Annotated in this window: 4 protein-coding genes; all 4 read right to left on the bottom strand. The window is 73.8% G+C overall.

What is annotated here, in order from left to right:
• Positions 1 to 2 precede the first annotated feature (2 nt).
• The 4 genes from EBE87_RS22090 to EBE87_RS22075 are packed head-to-tail and all read right to left on the bottom strand — an operon-like array spanning position 3 to position 25976.
• Positions 3 to 10421: a non-ribosomal peptide synthetase gene (locus EBE87_RS22090; RefSeq protein WP_122140120.1), complete on the bottom strand. Its 10419-nt coding sequence runs from the start codon at positions 10419 to 10421 to the stop codon at positions 3 to 5.
• Positions 10418 to 14980 (bottom strand): non-ribosomal peptide synthetase, encoded by a 4563-nt coding sequence (locus tag EBE87_RS22085; RefSeq protein WP_122140119.1) that lies wholly within the window; start codon positions 14978 to 14980, stop codon positions 10418 to 10420. Before EBE87_RS22085 ends, EBE87_RS22090 begins: the two co-directional genes overlap by 4 nt.
• The gene (locus EBE87_RS22080; RefSeq protein ID WP_158601003.1) at positions 14977 to 21915 is read right to left on the bottom strand and encodes a hybrid non-ribosomal peptide synthetase/type I polyketide synthase; all 6939 of its coding nucleotides are present in this window, start codon (positions 21913 to 21915) and stop codon (positions 14977 to 14979) included. Before EBE87_RS22080 ends, EBE87_RS22085 begins: the two co-directional genes overlap by 4 nt.
• Complete coding sequence (locus EBE87_RS22075; protein WP_267898271.1) at positions 21912 to 25976, bottom strand: non-ribosomal peptide synthetase; 4065 nt, start codon at positions 25974 to 25976, stop codon at positions 21912 to 21914. The genes EBE87_RS22080 and EBE87_RS22075 overlap by 4 nt, the downstream gene beginning before the upstream one ends.
• Positions 25977 to 25992 lie beyond the last annotated feature (16 nt).

The raw sequence follows: 25992 nt of genomic DNA, 5'->3' as shown, positions 1-25992 counted from the left end.
CCTCAGTGGTCCTTGCCCATCAGTGTGGCCAGCCGCGCCAGGTCCGCGTCATCCATGCCCGCCATCTCGAAGTCGCTGGCGGTGTGGCCGCCCGTGCCATCGGCCAGGCAGTGTTCCAGCAGCAGCCGCAGCTCCGCCATGATCGCCTCCGCCCAGCCCTGCGCGGTCGCGGCGGCGTAGCGGCCGGCGGGGTAGTCCAGGGACAGCCGCAGCCGCCCGGCCAGCACCAGTGCATTCACCTCGATCGGGTAGACGCGGTGCTGGCGCGGGTCCCGCATCGGGCCGGCGCCGGTGCCGGCCTCCCCCGCCAGCAGGGTATCGGCCCCGCCATCGGAAAGACTGTCGAACTGGCCGAGGTAGTTGAACACCATGGGGGCCGCCGGCTGGGCCTGCAGCGCCGCCGCCCCGGCGCCGTAGCGCAGCAGGCCGTAGCCGATGCCCCTGCCCGGCACGCGCCGCAGCGCTTCCTTCACCGCGCGGATGTCGGCGCCGGGGTCGTCGGCCCAGCCGCGCGGCGGCAGCGTCAGGCGCAGCGGGAACAGGCTGGTGAACCAGCCCACGCTGCGCGACAGGTCGGCCGCCTCGTCCGGTGGCTCGCGCCCATGGCCTTCCAGGTCCACGCGCAGCGCCGCCTGGCCGGTGGCCGCGCGCATGGCGCGCGCGAGCGCCGCCAGCAGCAGGTCATTGACCTGGGTATTGTAGGCGGCCGGCGCCCGCTTCAGCAGCGCATCGGTTTCCGCCGCATCCAGCGCAACGGAAACACGGCGGGCCTGCAGAACGGTATCCGGCGCCAGCGCGTGGTCGGCGGGCGGCGGTGCGGCGCCGTCCGCGCTGCCGGCGGCGATCCAGTAGGGCAGCTCGGCCGCCACGGCGGCCGAGGTGGCATGGGCCTGGAGAAGCCGTGCCCAGCCCGCGAAGGACATCGTGACCGGCGGCAGCACCACCGGTTGCCCGGCGCGAAGCTGCCGGCAGGCGGTATCCAGCTCGGCCAGCAGGATGCGCCAGGACACGCCGTCCACCGCCAGATGGTGGATAGCCCAGTGCAGCAGCGGCGGCAGGCCGCCGCCGCGCCGCACCAGGGTCATCCGCATCAAGGGTCCGGCCACCGGGTCCAGCCCGCCCTGGGCCGCGGCCAGCGCTGCTTCCAGCGCCACCGCTTCCGCCCCGGGCAGGTCGAGCACGCGGAGGATGCTCCCGGCATCCTCCGCGTCCCCGAACAGCAGCTGTGCGGCGGGGCCGTAGTCGGACAGCCGCATCCGCAGTGCGTCGTGCCGCGCGATCACCGCGGCAAGCGCCGGGCGCAGCACCTCCGGCGTGGCGTCCGGCGGTGCGGCGAAGATCATGGCCTGGTTGTAGTGCGCAGGGTTGGCCAGGCCGAGTTGCAGGAAGCGGCGCTGGATCGGCGTCGGCGGCGCGGGCGCTCCGGTATCCGCAGCCGTCGCCGCCGCATCGGCGGGGCTTGCCACGAAGGCCAGCTCGGCGACGGTCTGGTGCGTGAAGATCTGCCGCGTGGTCACTACCCAGCCGGCCTGCCGCACCCGGGCGACGATCTGGATGGCCAGGATGGAATCGCCGCCCAGGTCGAAGAAGTTGTCGCTCACTCCGGCGCAGGGCGCCCGCAGCACCGCGGCGAAGGCGGGCAGCAGCGCCGCCTCCACCACATTGCGCGGCCCGGCGGCGCGGTGGGCGGCGGGCTCGGGCTGCGGCAGGCGCTGGGTGTCCAGCTTGCCATTGCCCAGCCGCGGCATGGCCGGCAGCGGCACCACGGCTGCGGGCAGCATGAACTCCGGCAGGCTGTCGCGCAGGACGGCCAGCAGCGTGTCGGCCCATCCCTCCGGCTCCGCGCCGGCGGGGACGACATAGGCCAGCAGGCGCTGCCCGCCGGCCGGCGCCGGCGACGCCACCACCGCCACGTCCCGCACGCCCGGCTGCCGGCGCAGGGCGGCGGCTAGCTCTTCCGGCTCCACGCGGTAGCCACGGATCTTCACCTGCCGGTCGGCCCGGCCGAGATAAAGCAGGGTGCCATCCGGCAGGCGCCGCGCCAGGTCCCCCGTCCGGTAGGCCGGCACCGCGCCGGGCCGGAAGCCGCCCGGTTCGGTGCCGTCCAGATAGCCCTCCGCCACCTGCACGCCGGACAGCACGATCTCCCCAGGCGCACCCGCCGGCACCGGCTGGCCGGCGCCGTTCAGCAGCGTCACCGCCATATTGGCCAGCGGCTGACCGAGCGGCGCCGTTTCCCCCGCCCGCGCATGGGCAGGCAGCGCATCCACCCGGCCGGCCACCGCGCCCACCGTGGTTTCGGTGGGTCCGTAGTGGTTGAACACCGCCGTGGAAGGAGACAAGGCGCGGGCACGGTCCACCAGCGCCCAGGGCAGTGCTTCGCCGCCGCAGATCAGGGCGCGGCGCGGCAGCAGCGCGGCCGCATCCCGCGCGGACAGCAGGGCCGCAAAATGGGAGGGCACGGTCTTCAGGTAATCCACAGGCTGTGCGCGGAAGAGGGCGGCTAGCGCGTCCGGATCGGTGGCCAGCGCTTCCTCCACCAGCAGCAGGCGGCCGCCTGTGCAGAGCGTGCCAAACAGGGCGGTGTAGCCCAGGTCCGCGGCGAAGCCGGCGGTGGTGGCGAAGCAGGGCTGCGGGCCGCCGGCCTCCAGCCCCAGCCGCTCGGCCAGGGCGTGAAGGTAGTTGTGCAGTTGCCGGTGACCGACGCGCACGCCCTTGGGGCGCCCGGTGGAGCCGGAGGTGAAGATCACATAGGCCAGCGTCCCGCCCACCACTGGGGGAGCCTGCGCCGCGTCGGCGGCGGCATCCGCGGCAAGGATGCGCCGCGTTCCCGCCAGCACCGGGATCGCGCCCCCGTCGGTGACCACATGGCCGATGCCGGCCTGCGCTGCCAGTTCCTCCAGCCGCGCGGCCGGCCAGCGCGGGTCTAGCGGCACAAACGGCGCGCCGCGCCGCCAGGCCGCCAGCACCGCCGCCACGAAGCCCGCGCCACGGTCCAGCAAGAGGCCCACCGGGCTGCCTGCCAGGTGGCCCGCCGCCGCCAGCCGCGCCGCCAAGCCTGCGGCAGCGGCGTCCAGCATGGCGTAGGTCCAGGTGGAGGCGCCGTCCAGCAGGGCGACGGCATCCGGTGCCGCGGCGCGGTGGGCGGCGAACAGCGCTGGCAGGTCGGGCGGGCCGGCCCAGATGCGGGTGGCGCCCTGCCCCGCGGACAACAGCGCCGCGCGCCCGGCCTCGTCGTAAGGCAGCAGTTCGCCGACCGTGCCCTCCAGCCCCTCGGCCAGCCGGTCCAGCAGCGCCCGCAGGCGCGCGGCGAGGGTTTCCACCCGCGCGGCGTCGAGGCAGGCCTCGTCGAAGGTCATGCGCAAGGCCAGGCGCCCGGCGCGGGCACTGGCCACCACGGTGAGAGGGAAGCTGGTCTCGCCCGTGGCGGAGAAGCCGGATACCGCAACGTCAGTATCCAGGGATGGGCGCTGCTCGGCAGCGTCAAAGGGGAAGTTCTCGAACACCAGCAGCGTGTCGAACAACGGTGTTCCGCGCGGCACGCCGGGCGCGCAGGCCAGGATGTCGCGCAGCGGCAGGCTGCCATGCTGCTCCATGGCGACCTGCGCGGCGTGGCGGGCTTCCACCCAGTCCCGCACCGGCAGGGACCAGTCCAGCCGCGTGCGCACCGGCAGGGTGTTGATGAACAACCCCACCATGTTCTCCACGCCCGGCAGGTCAGCCGGCCGGCCGGACACGGTGGTACCGTGCAGCACGTCCGTGGTTCCGGTCTCGTGGCCCAGCAGCAGGGCCCAGGCGGCCTGCAGCAGGGTGTTCAGCGTGACGCGCGCGGCGCGGGCGGTGCCTTCCAGCGCCGTCGCGGTGCGGGCCGGCAGTTCCAGCCGCAGGGTGTTGCAGCGGCGGGGCATACCGTGGCTTGCGGCGGGCAAGGCGGCCAGGCGTGTCGGCGCCTCCACATCCCCGAGTTCCGCGCCCCAGAAGGCCAGCAGCGCATCGCCGTCCCGCGCACGCCGCCAGCGCAGGAAGTCACGCCAGTCCGGCGCCGGCGGCAGCGCGGCGGGCGTGCCGCGCACAGCGGCCGCGTAGAGCGCGCGCAGTTCCCGCATCAGCACCGGAATGCACCAACCATCCATCAAAGCGTGGTGGGTGGTCCAGACCATGTGCCACCGGGCTTCTTCCGCCCGCAGCAGCGCCAGGCGCATCAGGGGTGGGCGGGCGGGGTCGAAGGGCGTGCGGCGGTCGGCGGCCAGCCAGTCCTCCACCCGCCGCTCCCGCACCGCCCCGGGCAGGCCGCGCCAGTCCTCGCGCAGGAAGGGCAGCGTGGCCCGCCGGCGCACCACCTGCCTCACCCGTGCCTGCGCTTCCCAGTGGAAAGCGGTTCGCAACACGGCATGGCGTTTCACCAGCTCCTGCCACGCGGCTTGCAGGGCATCCTCCCGCAGCGGGCCTTGTAGTTCCAGCACCACCTGCTCCAGGTAGCTGCCGGCTCCGGGGGATGAGAGGGATTCGAACAGCATCCCCTCCTGCAGCGGCGTGGCGTCGCAGACATCCTCCACCTCCGTGTCGAGGGGAAGCGAGGCCAGTTCGGCGCCCGTCAGCGTCGCGGCGGGATAGTCGGCGGGCGTGGGCACCGGGGCGGGCAGCGACAGGCAATGCGCCGCCAGCGCTTCCAGCCGCCGCAGCATCGCCTCCGCCAGCTTCTCGATCGTGGCCTCGGCATGCACGGCGCGGCTGTAGTGCCAGCGGAACACGAGCCGCCTGCCAGTGAAGGCGGCGTTCACCTGGATCAGGTAGGGGCGGTGCTGGCGCGGCGCGTGGATCGGGCCGCTGTCCAGCTCCGGCACGCCCGTCACCAGCTCACCATCCCGCGGCACGGTGGTCTGGCCCAGGTAGTTGAAGCACAGTTCCGACCCGCGCTGCCCCAGCAGCGCCGGGTGGCGGCGGAGGTAGCGCAGCAGCCCGAAGCCCAGGCCGTGGCGGGGCACGGCGCGCAACTGCTCCTTGGCCGCGACGATCAGCGCGGCGGCATCGTCGCCCGCCGCCGCCAGCCGCAGCGGGTACAGCGCCGTGAACCAGCCGACGGTGCGGGACAGGTCGGCCTCCGCCGGGCCGCCCTGGCGGCCATGGCCCTCCAGGTCCAGCCGCACGGCATCCGCGCCCGTCCAGTCCCGCAGGACGCCTAGGAGCGCCGCCAGCAGCAGTTCCTGCCCTTGGGTGCGGTAGGCGGCCTGGGCACGGCCCAGCAGCTCCCGGCTTGGCGCCTCCGCCAGCCGCGCCACCACCACCGCTTCCGACGCCACGGTGTTGTCGCCGGCGAAGTCCCGCGGCAGGGCGGGCGCGTCAACGGACACCGCTTCCCGCCAGTAGGGCAGCTCGGCCTGCGTGGTGGGCGCCTCGGCCTCCCGCTCCAGCATGGCCGCCCAGACGCGGGCGGAGGTGGTCTTGGGCGGCAGCGCCACGGCCTCCCCCCGCGCCAGCAGGGCGTAGGCCGCGGTGAAATCCTCCTGCAGGATGCGCCAGGACACGGCGTCCACCACCAGATGGTGCATGGTCCAGAACAGCAGCGGCGCCGCGTCCGGGCCCATGTCGAACAGCGCCAGGCGCAGCAGCGGGCCGCCGCGCGGGTCCAGGCTGGCCTGCAGGGCGGCGCAGAGGGCGCGCAGCCGCCCGGCCCGCGCGTCCTCCGGCAGCAGGGAAAGGTCGTGCCGGTCGATCAGCGCGGCGCCCCCCGCCGCGTCCATGGCCGGCAGGATCTCGGGCTCCGGGCCGGGGCCGGGGAAACGGCTGCGCAGTGCATCGTGGTGACGCAGCAGGGCGTCCAGCACGCCGGGCAGCAGGGCGGCATCGAAGTCCGGACGCAGCGTCACCAGCAGAGACTGGTTGAAGTGGTGCGGGTCCGGCGCCACGGTCTCGGCGAACCAGTGCTGGATCGGCGTGGCGGCGGCGGGGCCCACCACGGCGTCCTGCTCGGCGGTGGGGACGGCATCCTCCGTGGCCACCGCCGCCAGCCGGGCGATGGTCTGGTGCGCGAAGAGGTCGCGCGGGCTCAGCCGCAGCCCGGCGGCCCGGGCGCGGGAGATCACCTGGATGGACAGGATGGAATCGCCGCCGCACTCGAAGAAGTTGTCGTGGATGCCGACCTGGTCCAGCCGCAGCAGGTCCCGCCAGATGCCAGCCAGCACCGCCTCCGCCGGCGTGGACGGCGGCACGGTCGCGGCAACAGGCTGGCCGCCGGGCGGCGGCAGCGCGGCGCGGTCCACCTTGCCGTTGGGTGTCAGCGGCAGCCGCGCCAGCATCACGGTCGCGGCGGGCTGCATGTAGTCGGGCAACGTGTCCCGCAAGGCCTGCCGCAGCATGGGGGCCAGCCGCTGGCTGGCGCGCCCGAGCAGCGGATCATTGGCGAAGCGCAACCAGTCCCCCCTCACCCCGGCGGCGACGGGAAGGGCGGGCGGTGCGCCCCGGTGGAACACGGCGCGCATCGCGCAGGGGTCGCCGGCTGTTGTGGCCAGCTCCAGCGCCCAGCCATGCCGCGCCGCCAGGGCATGGAGCGCCTCGGGCTCGATGCCGGCAGGCACAGGCTGGCGCCGCCATTCCTCCAGCGTGGCCTCTCCCGGCTGCTGCAACCAGCGCAGCAGCTGCGCTTCCGCCGCCAGCCGCGCGTTGGGGATGCCCTCCACCGCGAAGGGTGCGGTGCCGTCTTCCAGCCGTGCCGCCAGCGCCGCCAATCCCAGGCGGTCGCGGCTCCAGTGCAGCTCCGCCGCCAGCGGCGTGCCCTCGGCGGCGGGGCCCAGCACCGCCTGGTAGCGAAAGGCGCTGAGCTCGTTGCGCGCGGCGCCACGCTTGACGCGGATGCGCGCTTCCTCCAGGCCCGGCAGGTCCGGCAGCAGCGCGGCGAAGAAGGCGGGGTCGACGTAGAGCTCCTCCTCCTCCGTCATGCGGCGGCGGACACGCTCGCGCAGCGCGGCGCGGGTGGTGTCATCCCCCGCCGCATGCACCGCGACCGAGGCCTGGAGCGCCTCCATCAGCCCGTGATGGCGCAGATCCCCCAGGAACACGCGGCCGCCCGGCGCCAGCAGCGGCACCACCGCCAGCAGAAGCCGCCGCAGGTCGTCGATGCCAGGGAAGTACTGCACCACCGAGTTCAGCACCACGAGGTCGTAGCCGCCCGGCAGGCCGCCGATCTGCTCGGCGCCGCGCTGTTCCAGCGTCACATGCGCGAGCTCCGGCCGCGCCTCGCACAGCGCCGCCACGCTCCGCAGCGCATCCGCCGCGATGTCGGTGCCATGGTAGGCGGCACAGAGCGGCGCCACCCGCGCGAGCACCAGCCCGCTGCCGCAGCCGATCTCCAGGACCCGCCGCGGGCGCAGCGCCAGGATCTCGGCCACCGTGTGGTCCAGCCATTCCCGCATCTCCCCGGCAGGGATCGGCTGGCCGTCATAGGAGCTGTTCCAGCCGGCGATGTTGAAGTCGCCCGCCGCCATGTCCCGGTAGAGGCTGTCGAACAGCGTGCGCCAGCTGTCCCGCCGTTCCGTCCCTTCCACGGCATGGTCCGGCAGCGGCTGCACATAGGCGACGAGGCGTTTCTCGCCCGGCACGTCCTCCCGCGCCACGACCACGCAGTCGGCCACGCCGTCGCAGCGGCGGATCGCCGCCTCCACCTCCCCCGGCTCCACGCGGAAGCCGCGCAGCTTGGCCTGGTGGTCGGCGCGGCCGACATAGTCCAGGCGCCCGTCCGGGCGGTGCCGCGCCAGGTCGCCGGTCTGGTACAGCCGGCCAGGGCCGTAGGGGTTGGCGATGAAGCGCTCCGCCGTCAGCTCCGGCCGCCCGAGATAGCCGCGCGCGACCCCGAGACCACCGACCGCCAATTCCCCCACCGCGCCCACCGGCAGCAACTGGTTCTGCGGCCCGAGAACCAGCGCCACGACATTGTCGATGGGTCGGCCGATCGTCACTGCCTCCCCGGCCCCGCAGGTGCCGGCCGTGGCGCAGACGGTGGTTTCGGTGGGGCCATAGGCGTTGGTCAGGCGCCGCCCGGGTGCCCAGCGCGCCAGCAGCGGCTGCGGCAGCGCCTCCCCCGCCAGCACCAGTTCCCGCAGCGCCGGCAGGGGCGCATTGGGCAGGGCGGCGAGAAAGGAGGGCGGCAGCGTCGCGTGGGTGATGCCCGCCTCGGCCATCCATTCGGCGAAAGCGCAGTCTGGCAACGGGCGGGCCGGCGGCAGCACCAGGCAGGCGCCGCTGCCCAGCGCCATGACCATCTCCCAGCTCGAGGCATCGAAGCTGAGGGACGCGAATTGCAGCACCCGGTCCCCCGGCCCGGCGCCGAACCGCCACGCCACGGCGCCGGCGAGGTTGCCGAGCCCGCCATGCGTCAGCATCACCCCCTTGGGCTGGCCCGTGGAGCCGGAGGTGTAGATCACATAGGCCAGGTCGTCCGGCGCCGGGTCATGGGGCGCCAGGGCCGGGCCTTCCGGCAGCCGCTCCAGGCACAGGGGCTGCCAGCTTCCTGGCGCCGGCAGGCGCGGCAGCAGCGCGTCGCGCGTGAGCACCAGCGGAACCCCGGCGTCCGACAGCACGAAGGACAGCCGCGCGGCGGGATAGTCGGGGTCCAGCGGCAGCCAGGCGGCCCCCGCCTTGATCAGGGCCAGAATGGCGATAAAGGCGTCCGCGCCGCGCTCCAGGCACAGCCCCACCAACATGCCGGGCGCCACGCCCGCCGCGCGCAGCCGCGCCGCGAGGGCGGCGGCGGCGGCATCGAGTTCCGCGTAACGCAGCACGCGCGGCCCTTCCGCCAGGGCGACGCCGCCGGGCGCTTCCGCCACGCGGCGCTGAAAGCGGGCGGGAAAGCTGTGCACCGTGGCTGCCGGGACCGGCGGCGCGTTCCATTCCTGTAACTGCTGGTGCCGCTCCGCCTCGGACAGCATGGGCAATGTGCCGACGGCGCCGGCGGGGTTGGCTACCGCCGCCGCCAGGATCGCCTGGAGGTGGCGCGTGAAGCGGTCGATGCTGCCGGGCTCGAACAGGTCGGTGGCGTATTCCCATACCCCGGCCAGCGCCCCGTCCTCCTCCTGCATCGACAGGAACAGGTCGAACTTCGCCGTGCCGTTGTCGAGCGGCAGCGGCTCGATCTCCAGCCCGGCCAGCCGGAGGGGCGGCCGGGGCGCATTCTGCAAGGCGAAGGCGGTCTGGAACAGCGGCGCGTGGCTCATGTCCCGCTCCGGTGCCAGTTCCTCCACCAGCCGCTCGAACGGCAGGTCCTGGTGGTCGAAGGCATCGCGGGCGGTTTCGCTCAACTGCCGCACCAGCGCCTCGAAGGGCATGGCGCCATCCACCCTGGCGCGCAGCGCCAGCGTATTGACGAAGAACCCGACCAGCGGTTCCACCTCCCGCCGGTGGCGGTTGGCGATGGGCGTGCCGGCGACGATGTCGTCCTGCCCGCTGTAGCGGTGCAGCAGCGTGAAGAACCCGGCCGCCAGCACGGTGAACAAGGTGGTGCGGAGGCGGCGCGCCAGTCCCTTCAGATCCTCCGCCAAGGCGTGCGGCAGGCGGAAGCCGGCATGGGCGCCGCGGAAGCTCTCGCGCGGCGGCCGGGGATGGTCGGTCGGCAGGTGCAGCAGCGCCGGGGCACCGGCCAGTCGGTCGCGCCAGAAGGAGAGTTGCCGCTCCAGCTCCGCGCCGCGCAGCCAGCCCCGCTGCCACAGCGCCACATCGGCGTATTGCAACGCCAGCGGCGGCAGCGGGGACGCCTCGCCACGCGCGAAGGCGGCGTAGAGCGCGCCCAGCTCATCCGTCAGAAGGCCGATCGACCAGCCATCGGCGGCGATGTGGTGCACCAGCAGCACCAGCACATGGTCCTGCTCACCCAGGCGCACCAGCGTGGCGCGCAACAGGGGTGCCTGGGCAAGGTCGAAGGACTGCGCGATAATCTCGACAATCACGGCACGAAGGGCGGCATCTCCGACATCGCCGATATCGCGCTGCGGCAGCGGCACGGGGAATGCCGGCATCACCTGCTGGAAGGGCTGGCCGTCCTCGGCCACGAAGCGGGTGCGGAGCACCTCGTGCCGCGCCACGATCCCGGACAACGCGGCCGCCATGGCGGCGGCGTCCAGCGCGCCCCGCAGGCGAAGGGCGCTGGAGATGTTGTAGGTGGGGCCCGGCCCCATCATCTGGTCCAGGAACCACAGCCGCTGCTGCGCGAAGGACAGCGGCAGCCGTGCCGGCCGGGGGTCTGCCGCGCGGATGCCCTCATTCCGGCCGAGCGCCCGCAGCAGTTCCGGCTTGCGCGCCGCGATCTCCGCCCGCAGCGCGTCGTTCAGCACGCCGGGGGCGGCGCGCAGGCGGAGGCGGTCTCCCTCCACGGCCAGCACGACGCCGGCGCGCGAAAGGACTTCGAGGAAATCCTCGATGCAGGGGCTGGTCACAGCAGAAACTCCTCCTGCTCGCCCGCGGCGGGCGGCGGGGCGGCGAGGCTGTCGAGGTGTTGCGCCAGCGCGGCGACGGTGGGCGCGGCGAAGAAGTCGCGCAGACCCAGCGGCGCGCCGAACTCGTGCCGGAGCCGGGACACGATCTGCGTGGCCAGCAGGGAATGGCCGCCGATCTCGAAGAAGTTCTCGTCGGCGCCGAGGCTGTCCAGCCCCAGCACAGCCCGCCACACGGCGGCCACGCGCTGCTGCGTGCGCCCGGCCGGCGGCGCCGTGCCCGCGGCGGGGCGGCGGACGCGGGCCGGGTCCGGCAGGGCCGCGCGGTCCACCTTCCCGTTCGGCGTCAATGGCCAGCGGCTGAGAAACACGATGGCACCGGGCACCATGTGCTCGGGCAGCGCGGCGCGCAGATGGTCCCGCAGCACCGGCCCCAGCCGCCGGCTGAGCTTGCCCAGCAGGGGATTGCTGGCCAGCGCTTCCCGCGCCGGAACCATGGCCGAATGCGGGCGGGCCAGCAGCGGCGCGGCCGGGCCGGCACGGTGGAACGCGGCGTCGAAGGCGCCATCGGCCCCTGCCCCGGACCAGGTGGTGGCGACGGCATAGCCCATCGCCTCGCCCAGCGCGTGCAGCGCCTCGGGGTCCAGCCCCTGCGACCGGGGCGGAGGCAGCGGCGCCTCCGCCGGCTCGGCCAGGGCTTCCAGCAGCGCGGCTTCCCGCCCCAGCCGGGCATTGGCGATGCCGCGCAGCACCAGCGCCGCCGGCCGCGCCGCCAGCATGGCGCGGACGGCCGGCAGGCCCGGGCGGTCCGCCGCCCATTCCACGGCATGGGCCACCGCTGGCAGGGGCGGCGGCATGTCCCGCCTGAGAACAGCCTGGTAGCGGAAGCGGGTCAGTTCGTTGTGGAACCGCCCGCGCTTCAGGCTCACCCGCTCGCAGCCCAGCCCCGGCACGTGGCGGCCGATGTCGTGCAGCAGCGCCGGGGCCACCAGCAGCTCCTCCTCATCGGCCAGCGCGTCGCGCACCTGCCGGCCCAGCTCGGCCAGCGTCGTACCCGGCTCGGCCCGCGCCGCCTGCACGGAAGCGTGGAAGGCCAGGTCGAGGTCGGCGTTGCGCAGATCACCCAGATAGATGCGCCCCCCCGGCCGCAGCCGCGTGGCGGCGGCGCGAAGCACCTGCAGCAGGTAATCCAGGCTGGGGAAGTACTGGGCGACGGAGTTGATGACCACCAGGTCGAAGCCGCCTTCCGGCAGCCCTGCCAGGTCATCCGCCATCTGGCGCGCCAGATGCACATGCGCCAGTTCCGGCCGCGCGCGGCGCAGCGCCGCGATGCCGTCCAGCGCCGCCTGGGAGAAGTCGGTGCCGACATAGGCTTCCCGCGCCGGCGCCAGCCGTGCCAGCAGCAGGCCGGTGCCGCAGCCGATCTCCAGCACCCGCGCGGGCGCCAGCGCCTCGATCTCGGCCAGCGTGTGGTCCAGCCATTCCCGCATCTCGTCGGCCGGGATGGGCGCGCCGGTGTAGCTGCTCTCCCATCCCCGGAAGTTGAGGGCGGGATCGGCGGGGGCCAGCGGGCTGGCGGTGCGGGTGGAAGTGTCCTCGCGGTATGTCGCGTCGAACAGGGTTTCCCATTGCTGCACGTGCTCGGCGCCGGCACCGTCATGCCCGGGATGGTCTGGCAGGACGTAGGCGACGAGCCGCGCATCGGCCTTCCCCGCGTCATGCACCGCCACCAGCGCGTCGCGCACGCCCGGGTGGCAGGCCAGCGCCGCCTCCACCTCCCCCGGCTCGATGCGGTACCCGCGCAGCTTGATCTGCCGGTCGAGCCGTCCGGACAGTTCCACCTGCCCGTCCGGCCGCCGCCGCGCGCGGTCCCCGCTGCGGTAGAGGCGGCCGAGCGGCGTGTCCACGAAACGCTCCGCCGTCAGTTCCGGCCGGTTCAGGTAGCCAAGGGCCAGCGCGTTCCCGCCGATCCACAGCTCGCCCCAGATGCCCGGCGGCAGCGGCTGGCCCGCGGGGTCCAGGACATGCGCCTCGGTATTGGCCAGGGGGCGCCCGATCGGAACCGCCTGCCCCTCGCTTGCCGGCAAGGAGAAGGGGCCGGAGACGGCGAAGGTGGTGGCTTCCGTGGGGCCGTAGGCGTTGCTGATGCGGCGCGGCGGCGCGCCGGATTCCATGACCCGGCGGATGGCGGCGGGGGAAACGGGTTCTCCCCCGACCAGCATCTGGGCGACACCGCCGAAGGCGTCTGGCCGCTCGGCCGCCATGCGATGGAACAGCGCCGCTGTCAGGAACAGGGTGTCTATGCCGTCCCGCCGCAACGCCGCCGTGAAGGCGTCGGGCGCCAGCAGCGTGTCCTGCGGCACGACCACCAACTCGGCCCCATGCAGCAGCGCGCCCCAGATCTCGAAGGTCGCGGCATCGAAGGCGGTGTTGGACAGGTGCGCCATGCGGCGGATGGCGGGGAAGTCCAGGTAGTCCGTGCCGCAGACCAGCCGCGCCACGGCCCGGTGCGGCACCACCACGCCCTTTGGACGGCCGGTGGAGCCCGAGGTGTACATCACGCAGGCGGGGTCCAGTGGCCCGGCCGGCGGCGGGAGGGACAGCGGCGGGGCGGCTTTCTCCGCCTCATCCAGCAACAGCAGCGTCACCGGCAGGCCGGCCAGGGCGGCCGCGTGGGCGCGGTCCGTGACCACATGGCGGATGCCGGCATCGGCCAGCATGAAGGCCAGCCGCTCCCGTGGATAGGCGGGATCGAGTGGCACATAGGCGCCACCAGCCATCAGGATGCCCAGGATGCCGCCCACCAGGGCCGCCGAGCGGCCGAGGGCGATGCCGGTGAACTCGCCGGGCCGCGCGCCATGCCGCACCAGCTGCGCCGCGATGCCGCGCGCCATGTTGTCCAGCCCGGCATAGCTGAGGCAGGCATCCGGCGCGCGGATCGCGGGCGCATCAGGCGTGCGCCTCAGCTGCCGCGCCCACAACGCCGTCAGTGCTTCGTTTCTTGGATAATCCGTCCGCGCGCCACGCCCGGCGGCCAGTGCGGCATCCCGCTCCGCGTCCGGCAGCATGGGCAAGGTGGAGAGCGGTACGTCCGGGCGCGCGGAAGCGGTAGCCAGGAGGTGACACAGGTGGCCAGCCATGCGGGCGACCGTGGCGGCGTCGAACAGGTCGGTGTTGTATTCGAAGCTGCCGGCCAGCCCGCCGTCCTGTTCGTGCAGGAACAGCAGCAGGTCGAACTTGGCGGTGCGGCAGGGCAGCGGAAGCGGCGTCACCCGCAGGCCCGGCAGCGCCAGCGGCGCCTGCGGCGCGTTGCGCAGGCTGAACATCACCTGGAACAGCGGCGCGTGGCTGAGGCTGCGGCGCGGTGCCAGCGCCTCCACCAGCTGCTCGAACGGCAATGCCTGATGCGCGAAGGCGTCCTGCGCTACCCGCCGGACCCGGTCCAGCAGTGCGCGCAAGGACGGGTCGCCCGAAAGATCGCTGCGCAGGGCAAGCGTATTGACGAAGAACCCCGCCAGCCCTTCCAGTTCCTGCCGGTCACGGTTGGCGATGGGGGTGCCCACCACCAGGTCATCCTGCCCGCTGTAGCGCTGCAGCAGCAGGTTGAAGCCGGCGGACAGCACCATGAAGGGCGTGGCCTTGCAGTCCCGCCCCAGCTGCCGCAGCGCGGTGGTGGTGGTAGCGTCCAGCATGAAGTCGTGCCGGGCGCCGCTGAAGGTTTCGCGCGCCGGGCGCGGCCGGTCCGTGGGCAGGGGGATGGTGCCGGGTGCCCCGGACAGGTGCTGCTTCCACCAGGCCAGGTCGCGGTCCAGCAGCGGGCGCCGCGCGGGGTCGCGCTGCCAGGCGGCGAAGTCAGCGTACTGGATGGGCAGGGGCGGCAGCGGGGATGGTTCCCCCTGGCGGAAAGCGGCGTAGAGCGTCGTCCATTCCCGCACCAGCACGGCGGAGGACCAGCCGTCGCAGGCGATGTGGTGCATCACCAGCACCAGCACGCCCGTTTCGGCATCCTGCCGGAACAGCGTGGCGCGCAGCATCAGGTCGCGGCCGAGATCGAAGGGGCGCGCGGCTTCCTCGGCTATCGCCTCCTCGGTCGCGGCTGCCGAAAGGTCCTGCACGCGCAGCGCCAGGGTGGCGGTGGGCGCGATGCGCTGCTGCGGAACATCGCCGGCGGCTTCGAAGCTGGTGCGGAACACGGCGTGGCGGCGTACCACCTCGCGCAGCGCCTCCTCCAGCGCGGGAAGGTCCAGCACGCCCTCCAGCCGCAGCGCCACAGCCTCGTTGTAGAGGGGGCTGTTGCCCTGCCACTGGTGCAGGAACCAGAGCCGTTGCTGGGCGAAGGACAGCGGCAGCGGCGTGGCGGGCGGGGCGGGCGGAATAGGCCGCTGGGCGGACGCGGCGGGCGCATCGCGCAACAAGGCCACCAGCGCGTCCCGCTGCGCCGCCAGCGTATCGCGCAGCACCGCGGGCAGTTCCGCCGTTGTCTTGAGGCGCAGCGCGCCGTCCTGCACAGCGATCTGCGCACCGTGGCGGCGCAGGGCCTGCAGCAGTTCAGCGACCGTCATGGACCGATCAGTTCTCCGTCATCCATCTCGGCCGGATCGGCCATCACCGCCGCCAGCGCCTGCCGCATCTCGACATGCCGCGCCAGTGCGGCCACCGTCGGGTTCTCGAACACCGCCGTCAGCGGCAGTTCCAGCCCCAGCAGCCCCCGCAGGCGCGATACCAGCTGGGTCGCGCCGAGCGAGTTGGCGCCCTGCGTGAACACGTCATCCTCCACACCCGGCGGGACGCCTGGCAGCACGTCGTGCCATGCCCGCAGCAGCAGTGCTTCCATCGCGCCACGCGGTGGCACCACCGCCACGGGCGACGCGGCCTGTGGCGGCGGCAGGGCGTGGCGATCCAGCTTGCCGTTCGGCAGCAGCGGCAGCGCGGGCAGGAGTGTCACGCATCCCGGCACGGCGGCGGCCGGCAGCCGGGCGGCCAGGAAGGCCCGCAGCGCCGCGGGGGCCGGGTCCTCATCTGCCGCCGGAACGACATAGGCGGCCAGTTCCGGCCCTGCCGCACCCGGCCAGGCCAGCACGGCCGCCTGTGCCACGGCCGGGTGTGCCTCCAGCGCCAGGCGCGCCTCGGCAGGCTCCACCCGCACGCCCCGGATCTTCACCTGCTCGTCCAGCCGGCCCAGGATCTCGACCGAACCATCCACGCGGAAGCGGCCGGTGTCGCCGCTGCGATACAGCATGTCCGCTGAACGGAAGGGGCTGGGCACGAAGGTCGCGGCCGCGCCGCCTTCCAGATAGCCGGCGCTGCGGAAAGGCGTGCGGACCACCACCTCTCCTGCTTCGCCGACGCCGCAGGGCTGGCCGTCTCGCAGCACCAGCATCTGGGTGTCAGCCATCGGCAGCACGGCGTGCAGGGGGCCGCCCTCGTCCAGCACGCGGTAGCCCTTGATCATGGTGGTCTCGGTGCTGCCGTAGAAGTTCACCACCAGCGCCTCGGCCGCGCAGGCTGCCCGCCATGCGCGGGCCAGCCCGGGGTCCAGCGCTTCCCCCGAGAAGAAGGTGCGGCGCAGTTGCGGCCAGCCGCCCACCGGGGCCGCCGCCAGCCACCCCCGTGCGCGCGATGGCACTGCATGCAGCACGGTGACGCCACTGGCTGCCAGCCATGCGGCGAGGCCGGCAGGGTCATCCGCCACGGCGGGCGGCGGGACATGCAGCGTGGCGCCCGTGGTCAATGGCAGGAACACGTCCCGCAGCAGCACGTCGAAGGACGGGGCGGCGAGTTGCGCCACATGGTCCGCCGGGCCGATGCCGAAGCGCTGGCGCTGCCAGTCCAGGAACTGCGCCACCCCCTTGTGCGTGCCCAGGATGCCGCGCGGCCGGCCCGTGGTGCCGGAGGTGAAGACGATGTAGGCCGGGTCGTCTCCGGCCGGCATCGCCGGCAACCCGGCTTCCGGCCAAACGCTGCCGGAAGGGGCGTGCAGGTGCGTCGGCCCGGCGGGCACCGTGGACGGCGTGGCATGCAGGTCCAGAACCCAACCAGCGCCGGCGGCCTCCGCCATGGCCTGCAGGCGCGCCGGCGGCAGGGCCGCGTCCAGGCAAAGGAAGACGGCGCCTGCCAGCCAGGTTCCCGCCATAGCACAGGCCAGCCGGCCATCGCGCGGCGCCAGCAGCGCCACACGGTCCCCGGGCCGCACGCCATGGGCCACCAGCATCCGGGCGATGCCCTGGGCTTCCTCCGTCACCTCCGCGTACCGCCACGCGCGTTCCGCGTCCCGGATGGCGATGGCATCGGGCGGCTGGCGCAGCAGCAGCGCCAGCACGCCAGGGTAGGACGGCTCCGCAAGCGGTGCCGCGGGGTCGGGCAGCGCCGCTTCCCCTCGCGACAGGTCGAGCGATGCCAGCGGCACCTCCAGGTCGGCCGCCACCTGGCGCAGCACCGTCTCGTATTGCCGCAACAGGGCCTGGATCCGCGCGGGGTCGAACAGGGCGGTGTGGTAGCGGCATTCCACGACGGGCCCGTCATCCAGTTCGGTGATGTTCAGCGCCAGCTCGTAGCTGGCATGATGCACCGGCGGCGGCACCACCTGCAGGGTCACGCCATCCATCGTGGCCGCTGCCGGGGGGTGGTCCAGGTTGAAGGTGGTGGACAGCAGTGGCGTGCGCGACGCGTCCCGCGGCAGGGCCAGCGCGTCCAGCAGCTCCGCGAACGGGAGATCGCCATGCGCCATGGCATCCAGCAGCGTGGCGCGGGTGGCTTCCAGCAGGTCGGCGAAACGCGCGCCGGCCAGGGGGCGGCTGCGAACGGGCAGCAGGTGCGTGCAATATCCGGCCATCGCCTCGCTGCCCGGCATGCCGCGCCCGGCGGTGGGTACGCCGACGATCAGGTCGTCATCGCCGCTGATCCGGTGCAGCAGCGCCTGCCATGCCGCCAGGCACAGCATCAGGAAGGTGGCGCGCCGCGTGCCGCCAGCCCGCCGCAGCGCCGTCGCCAGGGCGATATCCATGCGGGTGGTCGCCACAGCCGCCGCGTGCCGCCGCACCGCCGGCCGAGGATGGTCCAGCGGCATGTTCAGCACCGGCAGCGGCCCGGCAAGCTGTTGCCGCCACCATGCGAGATCCGTGGCCGAGGCAGGGCGGCGGGCTTCCAGCCAGGCTGTGTAGGCATGGAAGGGCACGGGCTCCGGCAGCCCGGCGGCGCGGCCCGCCCGCTCGCCCTCGTAGAGCTGTACCAGTTCCCGCAGCAGCAGGTTCAGGGTCACGCCGTCCCCGATGATGTGCGGCAGGGACAGCACTAGTTGCGCCGACCCCGCCCCCAGCCGCAACAGCTGTGCGCGCAGCAGCGGGCCTTCCGCCAGGTCGAAGCGGCGGGATGCCTCGCCGGCGAACCAGCCGTCCACCGCTTCCGGCGCCAGGTCGTGGCGCTGCAGCGGCACCCAGAGGAACGGCTCCGCCACGCGCGCATCCGCGCTGTCAGGGAAACGGCTGCGCAGCACTTCGTGCCGCCGCACCAGGGCCGCGACCGCCAGCTGCAACGCGTCCTCGTCCAGCGGGCCGGACAGCAGGGCCGTCAGGTGAATGTTGTAGGCCAGCGCGGCATCGGGGTCGATCCGCTCCAACAGCAGCAGTTGCGCCTGCGCGGCGGTGACGGGGTGGCGTGGCGCGGGGGGCGCCGCGTCCAGCAAGGCGTCCGCGCGCAGGGCCAGGGCACTGTCGCGCGCGGCCGCCATGATGCGCTCCACATCCGCGTCGTCATGCGCCGCGGCCAGGAAGCAGTTGCGGCCTTCCCAGATGTAGATGCCGCTCGCGATCATGTGGAAGAAGAAGAGGTCCGCCAGCCCGCCCACGCGGAAGCGGAACAGGGACGCGAAGTGGACGACCTCGAGCGCCACGCCTTCCCGCGCGAAGAACGCGTTCAGCGCGGTGGCGAGCCAGGTGGTGCGGCGGTTCAGCGCGGTGAACAGCGCCGGGCCTCGCGCGTCGATCTCCGCCAGCACCGCGCGCGCGGCGGCCATGGTCCAGGGATTCTTGTTGAAGGTGCCGGCATAGAAGATGGCGGGCTTCTCCGGATAGGTCGCATCGCCGAAGCGCCACGCACCGCCGTCCAGCCCGTCCATCCACGCAGCCTTGCCGGCGACCACGCCCACCGGCATGCCGCCGCCCACGATCTTGCCGTAGGCGGCGATGTCCGCCTCCACCCCGAACCAGGCCTGGGCGCCCCCGGCACCGATCCGGAAGCCGGTGATCATCTCGTCAAAGATCAGGGCGATGCCGTGCTGCTGCGTGATCCGCCGCAGCGCCTGCAGGAAAGCTTGCGGCTGGCGGTCCGGATGCCGGCTCTGCACCGGTTCCACCACCACCGCCGCCAGATGGGCGGCCTGCGCCTCGATGCGGTGCAGCGCATCCTCGCTGCCGTAGTCCAGAATGGTCAGGTGCTGCAGCGTGGTGGAGGGCACGCCGGCGGAGAGCGGCGCGGCGCGGCCGTCGGGCAGGCCGATGCCGAGCGTCGCATCGGCATGGCCGTGATAGGACCCCTTAAACAGCACCAACCCGTCCCGCCCGCTCCGCGCACGGGCCAGCCGCAGGGCGGTCATCACCGCTTCCGTGCCGGTGGTGAAGAAGGCGACCCGCTCCATCCCCGTCATCCGCCGCAGCAAGGCGGCGACGTCGCCGGTGTCGCGGTTCTCCGGCCCCAGCGGCGCGTCGCGGTCCAACTGGTCGCGCAACGCGGCGTCCAGGAACGCGGCGCGGTGGCCGAACAGGCGCACGCCGAAGCCCATGGTCACGTCCACGTAGTCGTTGCCGTCCACGTCGGTGACGTGCCCGCCGTCACCACGCTCCACCACGATCGGGTAGAGCATCTCCTTGATCAGCAGCTTGAAGCCCGCCGCGGCCCGCACGTCGGCCAGCCCCGCCCGCTTCTCCGCCGCCAGACGCTTGGAGGCCGCCGTGCGCGCGGTATAGCGCGCCACCAGCGCGGCGACGTGCTGCTGCTGCCGGGGGTCGTCCAGCACGGTGTCTGGCGGCGGAGCCGGGATGGAGGGCGCGGCGGCAGGCACCGGCATGGCCGCTAGAGTGGGTGGTGGTGACGCCGCCGAAACTGGAGCCGCCGCCAGCCGCGTGGCCAGGGCCCGCGCCAAGCTGGACACGGTGGTGGTGGTCTCGAACAGGTCGCGCACGGGCACGCGCAGGCCCAGCCGGCGCTCGATCTCCTGCACGGATTCCACCAGCACCAGGGAATCCGCGCCCATCTCGATGAAGTCGCGGTCAGGTGAGACCTGTTCGGGCGGCAGGTGCAGCGCATGGCCGACGATCTGCTGCAAGACCAGCCGGATGCTGCGGGCATCCGGCGCGCTGGCCGAAGTTGGCGCTGCAACGGCAGGCGGCTCCGCCACGGCGACGGGCTGTGGGGCCGCCTCCACCCAGAATCGCTGCCGCTCGAAGGGATAGGTCGGCAGGGCCACGCGGCGGGCCGACACCCCGGCCAGGGCACCCGGCAGCGGTTCCAACCCCTGGGTCCAGAGGTGCGCCACCAGTTGCAGCAGGGCATGGCGCCCCGCCCAGGCGGCACCGCCATTCAGGCGCAGTGCGGAAGGGTCGACCCAGATCCCGCCCGCCTGTTCCGGCGCCATTGCGGCGGAAGGCGGCGTACCCTTCGCACAGGCCAGCGCGGCGGCTTCGGGCAGGGTGAGGCGCCCTTCCAGGCAGGACCGCAGGGCCAGGGCCCAGGGCGTGCCGGCGGCCAGGGCGGCGGGCGGCAGCCCCCAGGCGGCCAGCAGCCTCGCCAGCCCATGGCCAGCGCAAAACGCCGCAGCGGGCGGCAGCGGGTCCTGAAAGGCGTCGGGGGTCAGGCCACAGGCCGCCAGGGCCTCGTCCGCCGCCGCGCGGAAGGTGTCGTCCTCGGCGTGCAGCGCGCGGGCCAGGGAGGGCGGCAGCGCGCCGTCCAGCACCAGGCCCAGATGAGGCGGGGGCCCGGCCTTCGGGCGGACAGCGGGCGTCGGCGTTTCCAGCAGCGTGGCCAGTTCCTCGACCGAGGCGCAGACCAGCGCTCGCCGGAGCGGCAGGCGGGCGCGCCCCGCGGCCAGGGTATGGGCCACGTCCGCCAGCCGCAGGTCGGGTTGCCGGCGCAGCTGCGCCAGCAGGGCGCGGCCGATGCGTGCCAGCGCCGTGGGCGTGCGCGCGGAGAGCAGCAGCAACTGCGGCCGGTTATCCAGGTCCGGCACGGCGCGCGGGGGCGCTTCCTCCAGCACCACATGCGCGTTGGTGCCACCCATGCCGAAGGAGCTGACGCCCGCCCGCAGCGGGCCCTCCGCCTGCCAGGGGCAGCGTGCTGCGTTCACCACGAAGGGGGTGGCGGCGAAGTCGATCTCCGGGTTCGGCGCCGCATAATGCACGCTCGGCGGCAGCTCCCGGTGTTCCAGCGCCAGCACGGTCTTGATCAGGCCGGCGACCCCGGCCGCCGTCTCCAGGTGTCCGAGGTTGCCCTTCACGGAGCCGATGCGGCAGAAGCCGCTCTCCGCCGTGTTCTGCCGGAAGGCGCGGGTCAGCGCGGCGACCTCGATGGGGTCGCCCAGCGCGGTGCCCGTGCCATGCGCCTCGATGTAGGAGATGCTGCGGGCCGGCACGCCGGCGCGGGCCAGGGCCTGCGCGACCACCGCCGCCTGCCCCTCCAGGCCCGGCGCGGTGAAGCCCGCCTTGCCGCCGCCGTCGTTGTTGATGGCGGAACCGCGGATCACCGCCCGCACCGGGTCGCCATCCGTCAGCGCATCCCCCAGCCGCTTCAGCAGCACGACGCCGACGCCGCTGCCGAAGACCGGGCCGCTGGGGGCGGCATCGAAGGGCCGGCACACGCCGTCCGGGGAGAGGATGCTGCCTTGCGTCCACTGGTACCCGGGGTCGTGCGGCACGCGCACGGTGGCGCCGCCGGCCAGCGCCATGTCGCACTGCCCCGACAACAAGGCCTCGGCCGCCATATGCACCGCCACCAGCGAGGTGGAGCAGGCGGTCTGCACCGACAGTGCCGGCCCCTTCAGGTTCAGGCGGTAGGCGACATGGGTGGCGAGGTAGTCCTTGTCATTGCCGAGGATCTGCTCCAGCCCGGGCTCCAAGCCATGCGCGCCCAGCCGCCAGTACTGGCTCATGTTGGCGCCGGCATACACGCCCACCGCGCCGCCGGGCACACGCCCGGCATTCTCGAAAGCTTCCCAGCAGCACTCCAGGAACAGCCGGATGGCGGGCGCCAGCGTCGTGGCTTCCCGGGGGCTGATGCCGAAGAAGGCGGCGTCGAAGCGGTCGATCTCTTCCAGCAGCGGCGCGGCGGGCACGAAGCCGGGCCGGTCCAGCACCGCCTGCGGCACCCCCGCCGCCAGCAGCGCCGCCCGATCGGGCCGCGTGATGCCGTCCCGCCCCTGCAGCAGGTTGTCCCAGAGCTGCGCGGTGTCGGGGGCGCCGGGGAAGCGGCCGCTCATGCCGATGATGGCGATGTCGCGCGCGCTGCTCACGATACCGCCTCCGCCCGGGGCATCGCTGGCCGCGCCGGCATGGCGGCGCCTGCTTCTTCCAGCCACTGGGCCAGCAGCCGCACGCTGCCACGCCCGAACATCTCCGCCATGGGCACGGTGAGGCCGCATTCGGCCTGCAGCCGGTTGCGCAACTGCACCAGCGTCACGGAACTCGCCCCCAGGTCAAAGAACGGCGCCGCCGGGTCCACCGGGCCGGTGCCGAGCAGCGCGCCCAGCATGGCCGCCACCTCTGCCTCCAGCGCCGAGGCCGCCGCCGGGGGTGGCGCCGCTTCCTCTCCCGCCCCGGCCTCGGCCAGCCGCCGCCGGTCGAGCTTGCCATTGGCGGTCAGCGGCAGGGCGGGCCAGCGGCGGAAGGCGGAAGGCACCATATGGGCGGGCAGCACCGCCTGCGCCGCCCGGCGCAGCGGCGCGTGCCAGGCCTCGGCCGCGCCGGGCGCGTCATTGGCCATCCAGGCGCCGGACCAGGCGGGATCGATGCCGCCGCCGGCCAGCGTATAGGCCAGCACGTGCCGGTCGCCGAGGCCGCAGGCGCGGCGGAGCGCGGCCTCCTCCACCCCCTGCCCCAGCGGGCAGAGGCCGATCTCCAGCGCCGCCGCCCGCTGCATCAGCACCTGCCCGGCATGGCCGGCCTCCAGCAGGCAGAAGTCGCGGCTGGCGCCGGGATAGGCGGGCTCCACCGCGTCCAGCGCCCCCACCAGCAGCACCACGAAGGCAGCCTCCCGCAGCAGGGCGGCGTTGCTGCCGGCGTAGGGGCCGGCTTCCTCCCCGCCCACCGGCAGCAGCGCGTGGCGGGAGGGGTCGTAATAGTGGAAGCCCGCCGGCACGCCCGCCACGCCCCCAGGCCGGACATGCAGGTAGGCCTGCAACGGGTAGAGGCTGCCGGCTGAGGGATACAGGCGCTTGGGCAGCGGCGCCCCCGGAACCGGCATCTGCCGGAGCCCAGCCAGCAGCCCGGACAGCGCCGCCGCCGGCACGGCGCGGCCGGTGAAGCGGCGGTGGCTCTGCCGCGCCAGAAAGGCGGCGGATTCTTCCGGCACGGTGGGCAGCGGCAGGGCGTCCTGCCCTGGCTCCGCGCGTCGCAGCCCAGGCTGGCCGAGCTTGAACTCCAGGCGCCACGCATCGGCGGGCGGGGCCGCTGCCGGCACCATATGCGCCACCAGCCGGCTTTCCCCGGCCGGCAGGCGCTGCAGCGTCACCACGGCGCGCGCCACGCCCGGCATCCGTTCCAGCGCGGCCTCGATCTCGCCCAGCTCAATGCGCTGGCCCTGCAGCTTCACCTGGAAGTCCTGGCGCGCCAGGATCTCGATCCGCCCGTCCGGCAGCCAGCGCCCCATGTCGCCGGAGCGGTAGAGCCGCTCGCCGGTCACGGGATGGCGGATGAAGGCGCGCGCCGTGGCCGCCTCGTCCCGCCAGTAGCCATGGGCCAGCCCGGCGCCCGCGATGCACAACTCCCCCGGCACCCAGTCCGGGCAAGGGTCCAGGTTCTCGCGCAGCACATGGTACCGTGCATTCGCCATGGGGCGGCCATAGGGGATGCTGGGCAGGCCGGCATCCACCGCGTCCAGGGGGTCGCAGATGTCCCAGACCGTGGTCTCGGTGGGCCCGCCGGCGGCCACGACCTCCAGCCCCGGCACCAGGCCGCGGATACGATCGGGCAGCGTCACCGGAATGAAGTCCCCGGACAGGATGCACCAGCGCAGGGGCGGGGCCGCGCCCCCGGTCGCTTCCAGCTCGTCCGCCAGCATGGACAGGAAAGCGGGCACCGAATTCCACAGCGTGACACCGTGCCGCGCCATCAGCGCGCGCCAGTGGGCGGGTTCCCGCAGCCCGTCCGCGTCGGGCAGCACCAGGGTTCCGCCGGCGCAGCACAGCACGCCGAAGATGTCGAACACCGAGAGATCGTGGTGCAGCGCCGTCAGGCCCAGCACGCGGTCCTGCGGCCCCAGCCCGAAGCGGCGCACCACGTCCTGCATCCGCTGCACCACGCCGCGCTGCCCGATCATCACGCCCTTGGGCTGCCCGGTGGAGCCGGAGGTGAACAGCACATAGGCCAGGCCGTCCGGCGGCGCCGGTCTGGGTTCGGCAGCGGTGGCATCGGCGGGCTGCGCGTCAACCGCCAGGCATGGCAGGCTGCCCGACAGGGCTGGCAGCAGCAAGGCGTCGCACAGCACCTGCCGCGCGCCGGCCTGTTGCAGCAGTGCGGCACGGCGGGCAGGCGGCAGGGCGGCATCCACCGGCAGGTAGGCGCAGCCGGCCATCAGCGTGCCCAGCACCGCGACCGGCTGGGCCCAGCCCTTGCGCATCACCACCGCCACCGGCGCGTCCGGCGAGGCACCCTGCGCCAGCAGCCAGCCCGCGACGCGGCGGGCGCGCAGGTCCAGCTCCCGGTAGCTGAGCGTCTCCTCGCCCGCGATCACCGCCGGCGCATCGCCGCGCGACGCCACCTGGCGGGCGAACAGCTCGCACAGCGTTTCCTCCCCCATCGGCGCGGCGGTGTTGTTGCTGGCATCACGCCGGGACTGCTGCGCGGCGGGGATGGCCGGCCCCCTCGCCTCGGCGAAAGCCTCGTCCCCCGCCGCGAGCCGTGACAGGAGGGCGGTGTAGGCGCCGAACATCGCCGTCACCATGCCTTCCGGATACCGGCCGTCCAGCACGTCCCAGTGGAACACCAGCGCGCCGTCATCCTCCATCAGCTGGTGGTCGAGATCGCATTGCGGCGTCTGGCTGATGGCGTAGCCCAATGTTCCGCCGAACAGCCGGCCCAGGCTGAAGCCCTGCGCCGTGTCCAGCACCAGCGTGCTGCTGAACACCACCGGCGCCAGTGCGCGGCCGGTGACACCCTGGCGCCGCGCCCATTCCCTCAGCGCCCGGACGCCTGGATAGGTGCGGTGATCGAGGTCTTCCCGCAGTTGCCGGTTCAGGGCCGCCGCGTGTTCCACGAAGGGGCGGCGGGCCGTGAAGTCTACTTCCAGCAGCGTGACGGAGGTGAAGTCGCCAACCACGGCGCCGATCGCCTCGCCCATCGGCAGGCGGTTGAACAGCGTCAGGTTCAGGGTGAAGCGCGGGCTCTCGCTCCAGCCTGCCAGGATCTCGGAAAAGGCCGCCAGCAGCAGGGCAGAGGGCGTGAGCCCGTGCCGCACCGCCCGCTGCTTCAACGCCGCCCATTCCGGCGCGGGCAGCCACCCCGTCATCCGCCCGAAGCGGGACGCGGCGCGGGGCTGGCGCGGTGCCAGCGGCAGCGCCGGGGCGGGGGGCAGCGCCTCGACCCGCCGCTGCCAGTAGCGCTCGGCCCGCTGGAACAGCGGGGTGCCCTGCAGGGCGCGCTCGGCCAGCACGTAGTCGCGGAACGATGTCGGCAGCGGCGGCAGCGCCGCACCGGCATCCTCGTACAGCCGCTGCCACTCGGCGAAGAGGATCATCATGCTGCCGCTGTCGAGCGTGATCAGCCCCAGGCTGACATGCACCCGCCCCAGCCCGCCGGCCCGCAGGCTGACATGCACCTCCGACAACGGCCACCGGTCCAGCGGGCGGTCGGGGTGCGACAGCGTCCGCCGCAGCGCGGCCTGCCGCTCCTCGGCCTCGTCCCCGGCCAGGCCGGACAGGTCGTGGCGGCTGACGCGGGGCGCCGGCACCTCGGGCAGGATGCGCTGGCGCCCGTCCGGCATCACCACGGCACGCAGCATCTCGTGCCGCAGCACCAGCGCGCCCCAGGCACGCTCCAGCCGTGCCACGTCCAGCCCGGGCACGTCGAATTCCAGGTAGTAATGGTAACCGCCGCCGCCTTCGAGGCCGCTGCCGACCCAGTAGGCCTCCTGGATGTCGGTCAACGGAAACGGCTCATGCCGCCGCGCCGGGTCCGGCACCACGCGGGGCAGCGCGTCTTCGGTGATGGCGTCCCGCTCCAGGTAGGCCAGCAAGGCGTCCTTGGCGGCCATGAGCCGCTGGCGCAGCGCGTCGTCCACCGCGCCACGGGGGCCGCGCACGCGCAACTGCCCGCCTTCCGCCGCCAGCCGCAGGCCACGGGCGGCCAGCTCGGCCAGAAGATCATCCAGGGGC

This window comes from Teichococcus wenyumeiae (assembly GCF_003696345.1).
GTDB classification, from domain to species: domain Bacteria; phylum Pseudomonadota; class Alphaproteobacteria; order Acetobacterales; family Acetobacteraceae; genus Pseudoroseomonas; species Pseudoroseomonas wenyumeiae.
Note: the sequence above shows the minus strand (reverse complement) of the source record. Positions and strands in the feature narration are given on the sequence as shown.

Bases quoted from the DNA above. Each gene is read 5' to 3' on its own strand.
- EBE87_RS22085 (WP_122140119.1), bottom strand. From the start codon at position 14,980: ATGACGGTCGCTGAACTGCTGCAGGCCCTGCGCCGCCACGGTGCGCAG.